The sequence below is a fragment of the Fibrobacter sp. UWB4 genome, from assembly GCF_002210345.1.
Classification (GTDB): domain Bacteria; phylum Fibrobacterota; class Fibrobacteria; order Fibrobacterales; family Fibrobacteraceae; genus Fibrobacter.
Map to the genome: position 1 here is coordinate 107,942 of NZ_MWQI01000005.1, position 14,604 is coordinate 122,545.

The 14,604-nt window shown below is 48.2% G+C and carries 16 protein-coding genes and 1 tRNA gene; 7 read left to right on the forward strand and 10 right to left on the reverse strand.

Annotation, left to right across the window (positions count from 1 at the left end; translation table 11 throughout):
* Positions 1–25 precede the first annotated feature (25 nt).
* Positions 26–1,576: a sugar ABC transporter substrate-binding protein gene (locus tag B7990_RS09475; RefSeq protein WP_088640731.1), complete on the reverse strand. Its 1,551-nt coding sequence runs from the start codon at positions 1,574–1,576 to the stop codon at positions 26–28.
* 125 nt (positions 1,577–1,701) lie between these two features.
* On the opposite strand from B7990_RS09475, the gene B7990_RS09480 reads away from it, so the two are divergent.
* From B7990_RS09480 to B7990_RS09510, 7 genes are all read left to right on the forward strand, one after another.
* On the forward strand, positions 1,702–2,082 hold the full coding sequence (locus B7990_RS09480; RefSeq protein ID WP_088640814.1) for an NUDIX domain-containing protein: 381 nt from the start codon (positions 1,702–1,704) through the stop codon (positions 2,080–2,082).
* 95 nt (positions 2,083–2,177) lie between these two features.
* Positions 2,178–2,612: a DUF3332 family protein gene (locus tag B7990_RS09485; protein WP_088640732.1), complete on the forward strand. Its 435-nt coding sequence runs from the start codon at positions 2,178–2,180 to the stop codon at positions 2,610–2,612.
* Between the two features lie 259 nt (positions 2,613–2,871).
* On the forward strand, positions 2,872–3,555 hold the full coding sequence (locus tag B7990_RS09490) for a lipopolysaccharide assembly protein LapB (RefSeq protein WP_254917438.1): 684 nt from the start codon (positions 2,872–2,874) through the stop codon (positions 3,553–3,555).
* An 11-nt stretch (positions 3,556–3,566) separates the two neighbouring features.
* Entirely contained in the window at positions 3,567–4,754 is a 1,188-nt protein-coding gene (locus tag B7990_RS09495; RefSeq protein WP_088640734.1) for a serine/threonine protein kinase, read from the forward strand.
* A 25-nt stretch (positions 4,755–4,779) separates the two neighbouring features.
* On the forward strand, positions 4,780–6,234 hold the full coding sequence (locus B7990_RS09500; protein WP_088640735.1) for a sigma-54-dependent Fis family transcriptional regulator: 1,455 nt from the start codon (positions 4,780–4,782) through the stop codon (positions 6,232–6,234).
* Between the two features lie 44 nt (positions 6,235–6,278).
* Positions 6,279–6,797 carry a hypothetical protein gene (locus B7990_RS09505; protein ID WP_254917439.1) on the forward strand — a complete coding sequence of 173 codons (519 nt, stop codon included), beginning with the start codon at positions 6,279–6,281 and terminating at the stop codon, positions 6,795–6,797.
* Positions 6,798–8,045, forward strand: a complete 1,248-nt coding sequence (locus B7990_RS09510) for a hypothetical protein (protein ID WP_254917440.1) — start codon at positions 6,798–6,800, stop codon at positions 8,043–8,045.
* 55 nt (positions 8,046–8,100) lie between these two features.
* Here the strand turns inward: B7990_RS09510 and B7990_RS09515 are convergent.
* The 9 genes from B7990_RS09515 to B7990_RS09555 all read right to left on the reverse strand — a co-directional run bounded on the left by B7990_RS09515 (position 8,101) and on the right by B7990_RS09555 (position 14,518).
* A tRNA-Ala gene (locus B7990_RS09515) sits at positions 8,101–8,173 on the reverse strand.
* Between the two features lie 95 nt (positions 8,174–8,268).
* The gene (locus B7990_RS09520) at positions 8,269–8,856 is read right to left on the reverse strand and encodes a zinc ribbon domain-containing protein (protein ID WP_088640737.1); all 588 of its coding nucleotides are present in this window, start codon (positions 8,854–8,856) and stop codon (positions 8,269–8,271) included.
* A 50-nt stretch (positions 8,857–8,906) separates the two neighbouring features.
* On the reverse strand, positions 8,907–9,539 hold the full coding sequence (locus tag B7990_RS09525) for a GyrI-like domain-containing protein (RefSeq protein WP_088640738.1): 633 nt from the start codon (positions 9,537–9,539) through the stop codon (positions 8,907–8,909).
* Positions 9,540–9,689: 150 nt separating this feature from the next.
* Positions 9,690–10,055, reverse strand: coding sequence for an ACT domain-containing protein (locus B7990_RS09530; protein WP_088640739.1), 366 nt, complete (start codon positions 10,053–10,055; stop codon positions 9,690–9,692).
* A gap of 16 nt (positions 10,056–10,071) precedes the next feature.
* Complete coding sequence (locus tag B7990_RS09535; RefSeq protein WP_254917443.1) at positions 10,072–11,256, reverse strand: NAD(P)H-dependent oxidoreductase; 1,185 nt, start codon at positions 11,254–11,256, stop codon at positions 10,072–10,074.
* A gap of 89 nt (positions 11,257–11,345) precedes the next feature.
* Positions 11,346–11,969 carry a CatA-like O-acetyltransferase, family 2 gene (locus B7990_RS09540; RefSeq protein ID WP_088640741.1) on the reverse strand — a complete coding sequence of 208 codons (624 nt, stop codon included), beginning with the start codon at positions 11,967–11,969 and terminating at the stop codon, positions 11,346–11,348.
* Positions 11,970–12,018: 49 nt separating this feature from the next.
* Positions 12,019–12,549 carry a GNAT family N-acetyltransferase gene (locus tag B7990_RS09545; RefSeq protein WP_088640742.1) on the reverse strand — a complete coding sequence of 177 codons (531 nt, stop codon included), beginning with the start codon at positions 12,547–12,549 and terminating at the stop codon, positions 12,019–12,021.
* Positions 12,536–13,129 carry a TetR/AcrR family transcriptional regulator gene (locus tag B7990_RS09550; RefSeq protein ID WP_088640743.1) on the reverse strand — a complete coding sequence of 198 codons (594 nt, stop codon included), beginning with the start codon at positions 13,127–13,129 and terminating at the stop codon, positions 12,536–12,538. The genes B7990_RS09545 and B7990_RS09550 overlap by 14 nt, the downstream gene beginning before the upstream one ends.
* Positions 13,130–13,273: 144 nt before the next feature.
* Positions 13,274–14,518, reverse strand: a complete 1,245-nt coding sequence (locus tag B7990_RS09555; RefSeq protein ID WP_088640744.1) for a hypothetical protein — start codon at positions 14,516–14,518, stop codon at positions 13,274–13,276.
* Positions 14,519–14,604 lie beyond the last annotated feature (86 nt).

Consider the following 14,604-nt stretch of genomic DNA (forward strand, 5'->3'; position numbering starts at 1 on the left):
ATATAACTAATGGATTAACATTCCGTTAGCGCTTCTTTCTGCGAGTGAAGGCGAAAATGAAGCCTATGAGAACCGCAATGGCAAAAATCCAGGGGGTACGGCTAAATCCGGAATCCATTTCTGGGTTTGGCTTAGGTTGTTCGGTGATGTGGCGCGAATTGCCGTTGCTGTCCTTGATGCCTAGGGCCTTATGCCATGTGGAGCGGAATTCGGCAAATGTGAGGTTATTTGCGCTTCTGTAATTCAACCGTCTGTTAATTTCGTTTGAGTAGTTTGTAAGAATTTCGTAAATTTTTTCTTCAGAATAAAGTGCTGGAATTTCAAGGTGATCCCAGATGGCGCTGAACATGGAAACAAGAATTTGTTCGATATCGCCCCATTCCGGGATGGCTGTATACGTTTTCCCGGATTCGAGCATGGTCACGAGCGTCTTGTAGTCATCGTCCTTGGACCAGCTTTTGAGCACCTTCTTCGAGGCGGGAAGCATACCTATCTGCTTTGTGTAGGAATTCAGGTTCTCGTCATTCGTAAGGAACAGCAAAAGCTCAAGAGCTTCGGGCCTGTTGTTGCCTACCGGGATGGCGAGATTGCTGCCTCCGATAAAGCTTATGGATCCATCTGTGCCTGTCGGGATGGGGAGTGCCATTACGCTATCCTTGCCGATTCTCGTATTGATAAGGCCGCCCTTTGCCCCTTCGAAACGGGTCTGCATGATGACTTCGGACGTGTTCACGATAAAGGCGAGTTCGCCTGCGTTAAAGTGCTGCACGATTTGGGCCGTGTTCATTTGCAAGGCGTCCGTGCTCACAAGCGTATCAAGTACAAAGCTCAGATACTTGGCGATACCGTAAATGGTCTTGGGGGTAAGGATTGCGGCTTTCCATTTGCCGTTGTTGTCTTTTTCGATGAAGTTGCCGCCGTTGCTCCAAATCCAGGGGGCGAAGTTGTGCGGAATATTCCAGTCGCTTTTGCCCGGGAATGCGAATGCACGGACCTTGGTGCCGTCATCGAGCACTTCGTGGGCGTTGTTCACTTTGCGGACTGCATTCACGAATCCGTCGAATGTGGCGACATCTTCAGGCTGGATGTTGTGCTTCTTGAGAATGCGCTTGTTCGCAAGAATTGGGCGGATGTCGATGAACCATGGCACGGAGTAAATGATCGTGTCGGAATCGATGCGGGTCGTTTTCCAGCTTACAGGGACGAACCTGCTGGAGTCGATTGATGAAAGCCAGGGGTTTAAAGCCTTGATTTCGCCGCGGGAGGCAAAATACGGAATCCATGTCGTGCCGAGCTGGAGAATGTCCGGGGCGCCGTTGCCTGTGGCCAGCGTTGTCGAAATGCGGTTCCAGGCTTCACCCCAGTCCAAGACGGCGACTCTAGTCTTGATGCCTGTTTTTTTAGTGAAAAGGTTCAGTCTCTGTTCAAGTTTTTCTTGGGGAGATGCCCCGTTAGGCATGATCCAGACGGTGAGTGCATCTTGCGTAGGTGCGGGCTTTGCTGGCGCCTTTGCTGCAAAGGTGGCGGATACTGCGATTGACGAGATGATGCATATGAGTTGAAGAAAACCTTTCATAGAACCTTCTCCTTTTTCCAAACCTTTAAAAACTATAACTAATATATATGTTTTTTGTAAATTTGCTAAATAAGATAAAACAAAATCTGTTGAAAATCTATGATGAAAATCTGAGGAGGGGTAAAATGCTGGCTGTTTGTGGAATTGTTCTGAAAAAGGGGCGAGTCTTGTTGTGCAAAAGACCTGTTGGCATGAATTTTCCAGGTTTTTGGGAACCTCCAACAGAAGTGATAGACGAAGGTGAAACTCTCGAAGATTCCTTGGAAAAGGCGATTTTTGAGCGATTAACGTCAATTCCGCAAAAAATCCATCATTTGGGAGCTGTAGATTTTGCTTATGGCGAAGGAGGTCGGCTCTTTGCTTGTGAAGTCGAATTACAACGTAATTTTATCCATATATATGGATATGACGACTTTCGCTGGGTGAAATTGCAAGACTTGAAACGCTTTAGAATGTTAAAACCACATGTGACGATACTCACGGAACAAAACGGTTCGGAAAAATAATTGGATAATAATTGAACACTACTAGCAAATCCAAATATTCTTTCTTATATTTTTAACGAAACAAAAAAACACTTAATTATAAGGAGTATGTAAACATGAAAAAAGGAATCCTGGCCCTTCTCTGTGCTGGTGCAATTGCGCTGACCGGCTGCTATGGTAGCTACGCCGTATTCAACAAGGTCCATAAGTGGAATGGAACCTTCGGCAATAAGTGGGCAAATTTCTGCATGCACGTGTTGCTCTGGATCTTGCCGGTCTACGAACTTAGCTTGCTTGGCGACGCCCTCCTTTTTAACTCCATTGAATTCTGGTCGGGTTCTAATCCGATGGCTTCTGGAGACTCTTACTTCGAAAAGGATGCTCAGGGCAACTCCGTTGCTGCTGTGAAGAACGAAGACGGCTCCCTCTCTGTGCAGTACACGACATCCAAGGGTGAAACCACGAATCTCACTCTCCAGCGCGATGAAAACGTCGTCCGTGCTCTCGATGCCAATGGCGACCTCGTTGCTCAGTACGAAATCGAAAAGTAATCAATTTATCGATCTAGTCTTTGGACGCTCTCTGGAAATTCCGGAGGGCGTTTTTTTGTCTCCCCTTAATCCCCATAGCCCAAAGGCACGAAGTGCCGTGCTCATACCCCATAGCGAGCATTTTACTTCCTACCGCCTACTGTCTACTTCCTACTGATAAACAATGCTACTAACTAATAACTAGTAACTAATAACTAAAATTTTATATATACTTACTACCATGTTAGGTCGGGTTGTCTATTGCCGGTTGTTAGGCGCGTTGGAGTTGCTGTTCGCGATGCTTGTCGCGACGGTTCTTTGCGCATGCAACGGGAGCGATCTCGCTCGTGGCGATGAGGCGCTCCGCATTGGCGATTACGACCGCGCTGTCGCGAACTTCTCGAAAGTGCTTGATGCTGAACCTGCAAACCGCGATGCCCGCTATGGGCTTGCGATTGCGTATTACGCCATTGCCGAGGACAAGGAACGCTTGAAGGAACGCACTCTTGCGCTCTGGGAACGTACAGTTCGCGAATTCAAGATTTTGTCTGTAGTCGATTCTAGCGAGAAGTCGAAGCCTATGTATTCGACATCGCTATTTTACCTAGCCCGTGCGATGCTTGCCGAAAATGCGCAGGCGAAGGTGATGTCGCTTTTGGACCAGTCCATTCAGCTGGACCCGGAAAATTACTTTAGCTATAATCTGAAGGCGTTGATTCTTGCCGGACAAGGCGACACCGATGGCGCCAAGAAAATTTATGCGTACATCGTGACGAAGGAACCGAAATTTGCATCGGCGTATGTGAATCTCGGAAACCTTTACTGGAATGCGCACGACTATGAATCTGCGTGGGATATCTGGTCGATGGGGCGTGAGGCGTTGCCTCAAGATGCTGTGCTTGCCAAGTGGACACGCATAGCCGAAGACTCGCTCAAGGCGATGGTTTATTCGGGCAAACTGTGAGCGGGTAAGCCATGAGAAAATTCGAAAAGACGCTCTTGGACTCCGTGAAAGGAGGCTCCTTGCTGCACCAGGGCGGTGAAGCCTCGATTTACCTGTTGAATGTGGGCGGCAAGCCTTTTGTGCTCAAGTGGTATAACGACGGATTCTCGTTTGACGAAAGCGTTGTTGAACGCTCGCATAAAGTGCGTGAGCCGGGGTTGTACCGCATTGAAGAATGGGGCAATCGCGATGGGACGCCTTACCTGATTTATGATTATATAAATGGCGAATCTTCGGAATCGCTTGGTCGGATGCCGGTGGCGGTCGCGCTTGTGGCGCTTAGGCAGGTGGCGGCTACGCTTGCTGCTTTGCGCAAACAGAATGTGTCGCATGGAGATTTGAGCCCTGCGAATGTGATTTTTGCGGTAGATGAAAGTGCGCATGCTGCCGGTGAACGTGCGGAAAACACTGGACTTGGACTGCATACGGTCTTGATTGACTGCGGCATTGTCGGGCCGGGCGCGCTTGCGTATGCGGCTCCGGAGCGCTTTCAGGGCAAGCCTGCCGATGAAAAAAGCGACTTGTTCAGCCTTGGGCTTTTGCTGTATCGCTGGATTGCGGGCGAGGACTTGATTACTGCGGATGGCTATGAGCGGTTTGCAGAGCAGATGGCAAGTGTGCAGGACCTGAACATCTCGGAAAAGCTTTATGCGACGGGCGCCTTTGATTCGCCCGAAGGCGCGCAACAGTTTTCGGCACTGGAGCCGCTTTGGTCGGGGCTTCTCTGTGCGGACATCTCGGACCGCGTCGAAGACTTTGACGAACTTGATGAAATCCTGGAAATTGCACTTGATAAAGTGTCGCATGGGGAGATTGCGCTTTCGGCTTGCGTTACCCAATATGCCAAGTCCATTAATTGCCCAGATGGCAAAAAGAATGCGGTACAAAAGGTTCCAGACACCCTCGAAAAGGGGCTTCCGTTTGTCGTTTGCAAGAAAAATAACTGGCTAAAATGGGCCGTTTTAGGCGTTTCGGGACTTATATTAGTTCTGATAGTTCTGTTGCTTACGAGTGGAACAATGCGTTTCGGTATCGATGCAACAGGGGACCGGCTGTTAAAGCGGTCGAGGAACCTTGAGTCATCTGTAGAAAGCGAGAGGGCCCCTGATCTGAAGGTGGATAGCTTGCTCATGGAACTCCCGGTGCCCTCTGCCGAATAGCTGCATAAACGCAAAAGGGCTTTTTATGAAATCGGAATCCATGCTCGCCACAGAAAAGATGCTTGATGTGGTCAAGACTCTTTTAGATGAGGAACGGCCGGAGGCTCTTTTCCCGAAAATTCTCGAAGTGGCCAAAGGCGTTTTGCATGCCGATGCCGCCGTGCTAGATATTGGTGGCGAAGAACCTCTCCACTTTTCGAATCCGGTGAAGGTTTCTATTTCGATTTCGGCGGTTCGACTTGCGAAAAATGAAAAGCGGGCCGTGGTGTGGAACCAGCTCGATGACGAGTCGGCGGATTTGTCTAAGTCGATTGTGCAGAACCAGCTCACAAGCATTATGGTCTCGCCGTTTAGAACGCCGGATTCCGAGGCGGGTTATCTCTATTTGCAACGCGCTGCCCGCAAGGAACCGTTCACCGATGAAGATAGCGCCCTGTTTGATTCGTTTGTGGCGGTCTGTGAAAAGTTTGCGTTTGCTGCTTACGATCGCTTGCGCGACAAGGAATCGCTCGATACGCTCAAGAATGTTGTCCGCAAGGATGGGATTGTCTATTCTTCTAAGGCGATGGTCGATGTGATTGCGATGGCCGATAAGCTTTCACCGCTCCCGCTCCCTGTGATTATCCGTGGTGAAACGGGTACGGGCAAGGAAGTGATGGCGCGTTACATCCACAAGCACAGTCCGCGTGCCGATAAGCCGTTTATTGCGGTGAACTGCGGCGCCATTCCGGAGCATTTGATGGAATCGCTCATGTTCGGGCATGCCAAGGGTTCGTTCACGGGTGCGATTGAAAACAAGAAGGGCTTTTTCGAAGAAGCTGATGGCGGTACGATTTTCCTCGATGAAATCGGCGAACTCCCGCTCAACATGCAGGTAAAGCTTTTGCGCGTGTTGCAAGAGAAGCACATTACGCGTGTGGGCGACAACCGTGAAATTCCGGTGAACGTGCGCGTGATCAGTGCGACGCATGTGGATTTGGAAGAGGCCGTGCGCGAAAAGCGATTCCGCGAAGACTTGTATTTCCGCATTCAGGTGTTGCCGCTTGAACTTCCGCCGCTGCGCGATCGCGGTCAGGATGTGGTGCTCTTGGCGGAGAATTTTATCCAGCGCTATGGCGCTGAATATGGCCGTGGAAAATTCCACCTGAGCCGTAACGCCGAAAAGGCGCTGCTCGGTTACCACTGGCCGGGTAACGTGCGTGAACTCGAAAACCGTGTGCAGAAAGGCCTGGTGCAGGCGGTGCATGGTGTCATCCAGCCCAAGGATTTAGGACTCGACGACATGCAGGAACAGGCGAAGGAATCGCCGCGCACACTCAAGGAAGCCCGCGAAGCGGTCGAACGCGAAGTCATTTCGCGCACCCTCAAGGACACGAATGCGAACCTCACGCTTGCATCGACAATCCTTGGCATTGACCGCAAGGTGCTGCGTGAAATCATGGAACGCCTTGGCTTGAAAAAAGAAGACTTTAAGGTATAGGGATGTTTTGTAAAATGCTGAAGCTCAATCTAAGGAGACTCACCATGAAAAAGATTGTAATGGCATCCGCTGTGATGGCGGCGACCGCCATGGCGGGCGATTTTGAATCGCGCCCCGAAGCAAGCGTCCCGACGCCTGTCGAACGCTCCGAATCTTTAGATAAAGTCCCGAAAATGTCCGAAAAGGAAAACGTGGACTGGCAGAAAATGCGTGAAGAACGCCGCATTGCCCGTGAGCAGATTCTCAAGGACTTGAGGAACAATTCGGCAGCGGAAAAGAAAGAGCTTCGCGAAGCGATCGCAAAGCCTGCGGTTTCGGAAATACCGCCTGTTGCAGAAAAGCCACTTGAAAAAAATGTGGAAAAGCCGAAGGACGAACTCGTCCGTGAAAAGAAAATGGACGAAAAAGAGCCTCTCAATAATCCACGTGGTGGTTTTGTTCCGTTTGGCCCCGGCCGCATGGAACCGATGCGCCCGTTTAATCCGCGTCCGATAGAAAAGAGTCCGTGGGGAGAAAAGACGAATCCTCATAAATGGGGTAAAGAAAATTCTCCGAGAAAGTAGATGATTCGTTGGTTTGGCTTTATGATGCTTGCGCTTGTGGCTCTGCTTTATGCTGAGACACAGGAGGACGCATATTATCGTGCGATGAAGTTTGAAGAGGCGGGCGATATAACGGCGGCGCTTCAGGCTTTTGAGGAAGCCGCGGCCTTGCCGGGCGAGTACACTGAGGAAATTCAGGGGATTATTCGAGAGTATAAATCGGCTCTTGGCTTAGCGGATGATGATTCTTCTGGTGCTGCAAATAAAGCGAACCCGTGGGAATTTCATGTGGCGGGTGAGCTTGGGCTTTATGGCATGCATTACAAGGAAACGGGTTTGGATACTGCGGAAAAAGGCGGAGACCTATTCATAAATGTGAACCCGTATTTTGACTATGTTTCTGGAATTTGGTCGCACACGTTTGCTGCTTCTGTGCAGGGCGATTATTTCTTGAATAACGACGAAATGTCGGTTCTCGATACGAACGACTGGAATCTCGTGCTGGGCTTGGAATACACGTTGATGGGGCGAGGCATGCTCCTGGACTTGGGTTATGATTTCAATATCGAGGGCGATCAACTTTATTCGGATTTTTATCTCTGGTTTGAGAAAGATCTGTACAAGTTTGAAAAACAGCGCGTTGGTGTAGTCGCGTGGGCGTATTATCAGACTTCTGGTCCGATGTCGTTTGCGGCGTATGCATCATGGCACAGGACTGTTTCGGAGGGCTTGAACGGAACGGTCTATGTGGGGGCGAAATTTGAAGCGGATTCCGCCTTTGACTATAAGTCGTTTATGGAATCTTATGCCGAGTACAAGCAGGCTGCTAGCACCTATAATGACTATTGGCAGTATTTGAGTGACCATGGCGCTGAGATGGGTGATGCTGAATATGAAGCGTATGTGTCGAATTCTCCTGTTGAACCGTCAGTGGAAAGCGTTGTTTATCGCCAGACGATGGGCAAGTGGTTTGGTCCGGTTTTCCGTTCTAGAATTTCGTATAAGTTTAAGAACCGTATTTCCGTTGAAGCGAAAATGAATTTGTTCTACGGTTTTGCAATTGGCGGTCCAGATGATGAATTCAAGAAAATCAAGAAGTTCAATGGCACTTGGGGTGGCATGGTCTCTTGGAAATACAAGATGATGAATTTTTATTTAGGACTAGACCGTAATTATAAACACATGGATTTACCCAATTTCTACAAGGGCTTGTACCGCGAAAGTACGGTTCTCACGCAGCTCAAGTTTGGCGTGAAATGGGATATTTAGAGAATTTGGTAATATGGAGTAAAAAAGAGGCAAGCGGAAGCTTGCCTCTTTTACGTGGAGATAGTGGGAGTCGAACCCATGACCTACAGATTGCGAACCTGTCGCTCTACCAACTGAGCTATATCCCCATAATTGGATGGTGGGCTGAATATAGCTAAAGTAAAGCGGTTTGGCAAGTGAATGGGCTTGGGATGGGCGGACTTCTACTGGAGGTGGGTTGCCGTTATCGTTTCTTGAATACGACGATTTCGGCATCAGCACCGTTCTTGCCGTATTCGCTCACGAGAATATAGCGTTCGTCGCAGGCGATTCCGTAGCAGCGGCCTTCGGCACCTTTCTTTTCGACCTGGTTGCCCCAGTAGCAGGCGTTATCGTCCAGGAACTTGATGCTGTTGCCGTTGATTTTGTATTCCTGATTGATGAACGAACCTTGCAGTACAAAGAGGTTGTCTATGGTCGGCATGTCTTTAATGCCGAGCGCGTTGACTTCTTCAATGAACTTCTGCTTCATGGGCGAGGTGGCGTGCGGAAGCTGGTCCGCGGGGAGGCGCCAGCGCTTGAGCGTCGGGAAATATTTGCGGAGTTCTGCCTTGTACTCTTCGCGGGTAAGGCGCTTGCCTGTGTTCTTGTTGAATTCATCGACGAACTGCGAGCAGAATTCGACCATCTGTTCCATGTTGAAGTCACCGGTGAAAGCGCCGTCCTTGTAGCAGTAGATGCAGTATTCCTCGTTCTTGCTACCGTCGGCGTTGGTGCCGAGGATTTCTGGCGTGAGCGGCATTCCGCAGCTCTGACAAAATTTCATTTCCATAAGTTCTCCTTTTAGATTGTTGTGCCCGTCGGACGGATATCGAATTTGTATTAGATCTTTTTAATTGGGTGGCGGATAACGGTCTTTAACTTTTCTGGGGCGGCTTTACGTGCGTCAGAAAGGTAAATCTCGTGGTGGCGCCTTGTGTCCGAAATGTCGTTTTCGTAACCGTTGTCGGCGATAAATTTGTCCATTGCAGCGACAGTTGCAGGCTCATCGTCGTATGAGCCGGAATGCATGCATTGCACGCAAAGCCCTTCTTCAAGTGTTAAAAATTCCACTTTCGAAAAGTCCATTTTCTTTTTGCGGGTCGCTTCTTCAGTTGCCCATTCGAAATCGGCTTTGGTGACGAAGTCAGGGAGTCTAATGACGGAAATCCACTGGAAGTTTTCCTTGTGGCTGTAATCGATTCCGTCAACATTTTCTTGCCACCAGAAACCTTCAAGTGGCGGAACCACGTAATCAAAGTAACCTTCGATTTTATGGTCGCCTTTCTTGCTCATCTTGATGGTGTAGGCTATGCCGTACAGAAGTTCAATGGATTTTTTGTATTCGCCCTCTTCTTCATTCGGGTTGCCCTTGCCACGTACTGCGATGTAGTTCATCTTCGGAACTGTGACGATCTCGGGTTTGCCTTTCGGCATGTAGAATTCTTTATATTCTTTTTTAAAGTCAAAAGGCATGAAATTCCCTTCTTACAATACGTGTACAAATGTATACTATTTAGTAATTCTCGTCAAGTCCTATTCGCTCTTTTTTTTCAGAATTTGTTAGTATCGATCTCCATATTCCTTTCGTGCTTCTGTTATGCGCCACAAGGAAGATTCTGGTAATCACACCACGTCATATCCCGCATCAGACAAGACTTTCAGCGCTTTCTCGAAATTTTCGGCTTTCACAAGGATATAATCCGTATTGAAAGTGGATATCGCAAAAATTCCGATACCATTTTCAGCAAGAATAGCCGAGAGTTTCGAAAGGATACCTATAAGAGAAAAATCTAGTACACCCTGAATACGGAATCCTCGCCATCCATCATCTCGTTCAATAGTATTTTGGGGTACATCATCTGTTTTGCATACGAGGGATATTTCTTCATCGGTCTTGCCAATGAAATAGAAATCCTTGTCCGTATCAACATCTTTAATGTCCGCTACTTTACAGACGGTTAGTTTATGTTCCAATTTCTTTAGTTTCATTAAGTTGATCCTTTGTTTAATACGGCTTACTGTTTAGCGGTTCTGTGCAACCCCATTCTTGTGCCATTCGCTCGAAGTTCTTCTTGACAATGCGCTTGAAAATGAGGTTGAAGAGCAGGACTCCTATCTTTGGGTTCTTTTCGGGGCCTGTGAATTTCTTCGCTTCGGATGTCATGAAATTGCCGTTGCGGGCAAATGAGCGTCCCATGGCTGTGTAAGAGGCGAGCATCTTGTCGGTCATCTTTTTGATGTAGCTGTTTTCGCGGTTGCGGAGCAAGAAGCTGCCGCCTTTCACGAGTACGCCGCCGCATGTGCAGCCGAGTTGCACTGGGAGCGACTGCAAAAACTTTTCGCCCAAGCGCAGCTGATGTCCTTCGTCAAATCCACCGTGAAGAATGAACGAGAGCTTTGCCGGTTGCTTGCGTTCCGTGGGAAGTGTGCTTAAAAATTCAAGCAACAGGCTCGGCAGACATTCTACAAAGAGCGGCACAGCAATGATGATGTTGTCGTTCGTCATGAACGCTTCGCGGGCTTCGTCCCATTCGGCATGGTTCGAGAGTGAATAAAGCTTGTGCGTGAATCCCGCTTGTTCGAGCCCTTCGGCAAAAGCTTGGATAATCTTATTCGTGTTGCTGTTCTTTTTGACGCGCGGGCTTCCGTTAATTATGATGACGTGTTCGGCAGAAGTGGGCGCGACGCATTTTGCAGAAGAAACTGCGGCGTTTTCGCAAGCCTCATCCTTGTCTAGCGAGATTACGCCGAGCGAATGCCCTGCCATATTTCTGGCGACTCGCATACTCCACTCTTCGAGCAGTTCTCGGTTGCCGTTGCCTTTGTAAATGACTCCGAAATTTAGCGGGTGATATCGCAACTGGTGGCGTTCCCAGCCGTCGCGGAATTCGATGTACATATTTAGCATTGGGACGACTCGGTCCAAGACTCGCTTGCCACGGTAGTCGATAAAACCAAATTTCGTGTCTGCTACAACCCAAAGATTTTCGGCTGCGACCAACTTTTTGAGAATGATTTCGTAGTCGTCCTTGATGGCACAAACACCCGGAGTTTTCAGCCAGCAGTTGTTGCAGCCCATGCAATGCATGATTTTTAAATCTGAGGTGTTGATGATTTCTATTTTTTCGTTTTTGTCCGCAAAAAGTGCTTTAATCTGTTCCGAGATATTGCCTGATTCCAATGTATTCAAAACTAAAGTCATTTTAATGTTGTTCTCGCGACGGCGAGAATCTCCTTTTTATATATAACACTTAAGGTCTTGAAAAGTGTCACTAAATTTTATCGCAATTCGTCGATTGCTTTTTGCAAGTTCGCGAGGAACTTCCCGGCATGAGCCCCGTCCATTTGCGTATGGTGGAATTGGAACGAAACCGGCAATTCATAGCGGAAAAGACGTTTCCTGTAACGTCCCCAAATCATAAAGGGGTTGTTAAAAATGCCGGAATTCATGCCGACCGCGCCGTCGATTTCCGTATCGATAATAGCCGATGTTCCGATGACCATGCTGTTTTCGGACAAGTCCCAATCCCCACAACTTTCCGCCACGATTTTTGTGTACTTGAGGTAATTGCGGTTGAAAGTCGCTAAATCTTCAGAATACGGGATGTCACAAGAGCTGACTTCGCCTTCATCGTTTTTCACGATTGTATTTACCGCAATCGAATCGTATTGCATGAGCTTGCCGTTTACCGGGAGCATGTAGAACTCCTTGACGCTTGATGCCGCCTTGCCGATGCAGTAATCCATAAGCATATTAAATTTCAAGCCGCGCTTCTTGCTCACCTTCACGAGTCTTGTGACGTTCAGCGTTTTGAAAAATGTCACCATCGGATTTGGAGCTTGCATCCAAAACTCAAACGCCTTCGCTCTCGTTGTGCTTTTCGGATTGATTTCTTTTGCCATAATGAATTGTTGTTGAAAATTTTTTTTTTGATGTATTTTGTTTGCTGCGTTATGTCTTTTGTTCGGCGCGGTTCAGTTTCATCACTTTCACGGGGCGCTTGCTGCCGCCATAAAGATTTTCGCAGTAGCGCATTTCGCCGGTTTCACGGAACCCGCATTTTTCCATCACGCGGCCAGAGGCGGGGTTGTCGATGAAAAAGTCGCTCCAGAGAATGTCAATGTGCTTTTCATTGAAGCAATAGTCTATCATCTGCTTTAACGCTTCAGTACAAATTCCTTTGTTCCAGTAAGGCTTTGCAATCCAGTAACCGGCTTCAGCTTCGTTCTCGCCGATGTCGATGTTGCTTTCGCCTTTGAGCAGGTAACCGATACAGCCGATGGGTTCTCCCGTTTCTTTCAGTTCGATAGCCCACATGTGATCACCGCCGAAAATGGTGCGGATGATTTGTAGGCTTTCTTCTACGTTTTTGTGCGGTTCCCAGCCGGCGCGAGGTCCGACATCTGGGTCACTTGCGTATTTGAACAAAGCTTCGGCATCGCTTTCGCGCCACGGGCGCAGTAAAAATCTATCTGTTTCCATTTGCGTATGTCTTGAAAAAATGTTGTAAGTGCTTCTCGATGAATTTGAGTGCTTCTTTTTCGCATTTCGGCTGGCGATCGACTTTAGAAATCCAGAGTGCGACGGGCGCAGTAATCTCTGTTGCGAGCATTTCTGGGTCGTCCTTGACGATTACGCCTGCGGCCATCAACGTCTCGAGAATCTTCTTGTACATTTGCAGAAGCCCGTCCACCTGATGCCTTGTCGTGATTTCGGCGAGGCGCTCGCTGCGGAACTGTTCCTGCACTAAAAAAATGCGCATTTTCTTGATAATCGGGTCGGTCATCGTGAAACGCACTTTCTTCATCGTCTCATGGATGAATCCGTCGATATTTTCGGGGATTGTACCGACCTTTTTCGCGGAGCCGAACGATTCCTCGTAACGCGCTTCAGCGATGTCGATCAGCGAATTCAGAATGTCTTCTTTACCCTTGAAATGCTTGTAAAGCGACGGCGCCTTGATGCCGACATCCTGTGCGATTTGCTCCACGCTTGTACCGTCGTAACCGTTTTGGGCAAATAGCGTTAATGCGGTTTCTAGAATTTTTTCCTTTGTGGACATGGCGCCTCTTGTTTCGTAGTTGGCGATCTTTTATAGATGGCTAATGATTGTTAGCTAATGATAGCTAATAATATTTAGCCTGTCAATAACAAAAAATTCCCCGGCAGGATCGCCGAGGAATTTTTTAAGTGTCCTTTGGGAGGTCTAGAATTTGAACACTGTTTCGACACCGAAGGAGAGGTTTAATTCTTTGCCGTAGTCCTTTGTGCTGACCCATTGTCCGTGGGTTAAAGATTCCCAATCATCGCCCAAGGGGAGTATTGCCTTTGCGAAACCCTTTATGTCAAGATTGTTGACCGGGGAGAAATAGGCGCGTGGTCCTAATTCCAACGTTCCAAGTTCGCGATCGGAGTCAATGGTGTTTGTGTGCCATTCTATGACGCAACCGAGCGTTAAGGCGTCGTTTATGGTAAAGTCGGCTTCACCGTAAGCGAACTTGTATTCCGGAATTTCATCGCCGTGAATTGTGGCTAATGCAAGGTCGTCATCGAAGATGGCGAAGAAGAAGCCGGTCTTGAGTTGGAACCCGTCGAGATTTAATGCCGGTTCAATTAAGAATGCGTGCGTTCCGTTCGGATTGGATTTTGTCAGGCGGTCCACATGCAAGCCATAAACAGTGTGGATGTCAAACGGTCCTAATGCGAGATTTGCATCCAAGCCTGTGTGGAGTTCATTGGCTTTGTCGTTCTGCCAGCTCTTGTAGTGGATGTACGGACGGAATGTGTGGCCGTCGATTTCAAATTGGTATGCGGCATGTGCATCGTAGCTTTTGCCGATTTCTTCGGGGCAGTCCGTAAATTTCCCACATGGGGCGTCGTTGTTGTGACGGCCAAAACCCAAACCGAGCTGGAGTCCGAAGTAGTTAAATTCGAGACCGCGGATGTCGTGTTCCCTCATACCGGCGGCGTTGACTCCCTGGTCATCGAATTTGTAGAACTTGAATGCACCTTCTGAGAAAGTCAAGTCACCGAACTTAAACGAGGTGTTTTCATTTATAGTGTATTTGACAAAAGCTTTGTTGTAATACACGGACGGCTTTTCGAGGTCTCCATCGGCTTCGATTTCGACAAATGCAGACCAGCTGTCGTTGAATTTGACGTTCACGTCAACATCGACTGTCGAAGCGTAGCTGTGCATGAACTTGTTGTTGTCTTCCATGTTGAGGTCGCCGTAAGCATCGAATTCGGCTTTACCAGAAATTTTGAATTCAGGCCCCTTCTTTTCTGCGGTGACTTCTGTTGCTTGTGGAGGAGCTGGTGGTTGCGGGTTCGGCAATGCTTCAGGTTGCTGTGCTGGCTGAGTTGCAGTTTGGGGCGCTGGAGTAGTCTGAGCGAAAGCGCCTGCGGCGATAAGTCCGAGCGTCATGGCGGTAAGTTTTATTGAATTCATAGTTATTTTCTCCTTGTATGTAATAAGAAAATAACTTAAAATATGCTAAATAAATAATATATTTGTATTCCAAATTGGAATATTTG

What these genes read in the sequence shown, in the direction of transcription:
- B7990_RS09475 (WP_088640731.1), bottom strand. Translation starts at nt 1,576, where the DNA reads ATGAAAGGTTTTCTTCAACTCATATGCATCATCTCGTCAATCGCAGTA.
- B7990_RS09480 (WP_088640814.1), top strand. Translation starts at nt 1,702, where the DNA reads ATGCTGGCTGTTTGTGGAATTGTTCTGAAAAAGGGGCGAGTCTTGTTG.
- B7990_RS09485 (WP_088640732.1), top strand. Translation starts at nt 2,178, where the DNA reads ATGAAAAAAGGAATCCTGGCCCTTCTCTGTGCTGGTGCAATTGCGCTG.
- B7990_RS09495 (WP_088640734.1), top strand. Translation starts at nt 3,567, where the DNA reads ATGAGAAAATTCGAAAAGACGCTCTTGGACTCCGTGAAAGGAGGCTCC.
- B7990_RS09500 (WP_088640735.1), top strand. Translation starts at nt 4,780, where the DNA reads ATGAAATCGGAATCCATGCTCGCCACAGAAAAGATGCTTGATGTGGTC.
- B7990_RS09505 (WP_254917439.1), top strand. Translation starts at nt 6,279, where the DNA reads ATGAAAAAGATTGTAATGGCATCCGCTGTGATGGCGGCGACCGCCATG.
- B7990_RS09510 (WP_254917440.1), top strand. Translation starts at nt 6,798, where the DNA reads ATGATTCGTTGGTTTGGCTTTATGATGCTTGCGCTTGTGGCTCTGCTT.
- B7990_RS09520 (WP_088640737.1), bottom strand. Translation starts at nt 8,856, where the DNA reads ATGGAAATGAAATTTTGTCAGAGCTGCGGAATGCCGCTCACGCCAGAA.
- B7990_RS09525 (WP_088640738.1), bottom strand. Translation starts at nt 9,539, where the DNA reads ATGCCTTTTGACTTTAAAAAAGAATATAAAGAATTCTACATGCCGAAA.
- B7990_RS09530 (WP_088640739.1), bottom strand. Translation starts at nt 10,055, where the DNA reads ATGAAACTAAAGAAATTGGAACATAAACTAACCGTCTGTAAAGTAGCG.
- B7990_RS09540 (WP_088640741.1), bottom strand. Translation starts at nt 11,969, where the DNA reads ATGGCAAAAGAAATCAATCCGAAAAGCACAACGAGAGCGAAGGCGTTT.
- B7990_RS09545 (WP_088640742.1), bottom strand. Translation starts at nt 12,549, where the DNA reads ATGGAAACAGATAGATTTTTACTGCGCCCGTGGCGCGAAAGCGATGCC.
- B7990_RS09550 (WP_088640743.1), bottom strand. Translation starts at nt 13,129, where the DNA reads ATGTCCACAAAGGAAAAAATTCTAGAAACCGCATTAACGCTATTTGCC.
- B7990_RS09555 (WP_088640744.1), bottom strand. Translation starts at nt 14,518, where the DNA reads ATGAATTCAATAAAACTTACCGCCATGACGCTCGGACTTATCGCCGCA.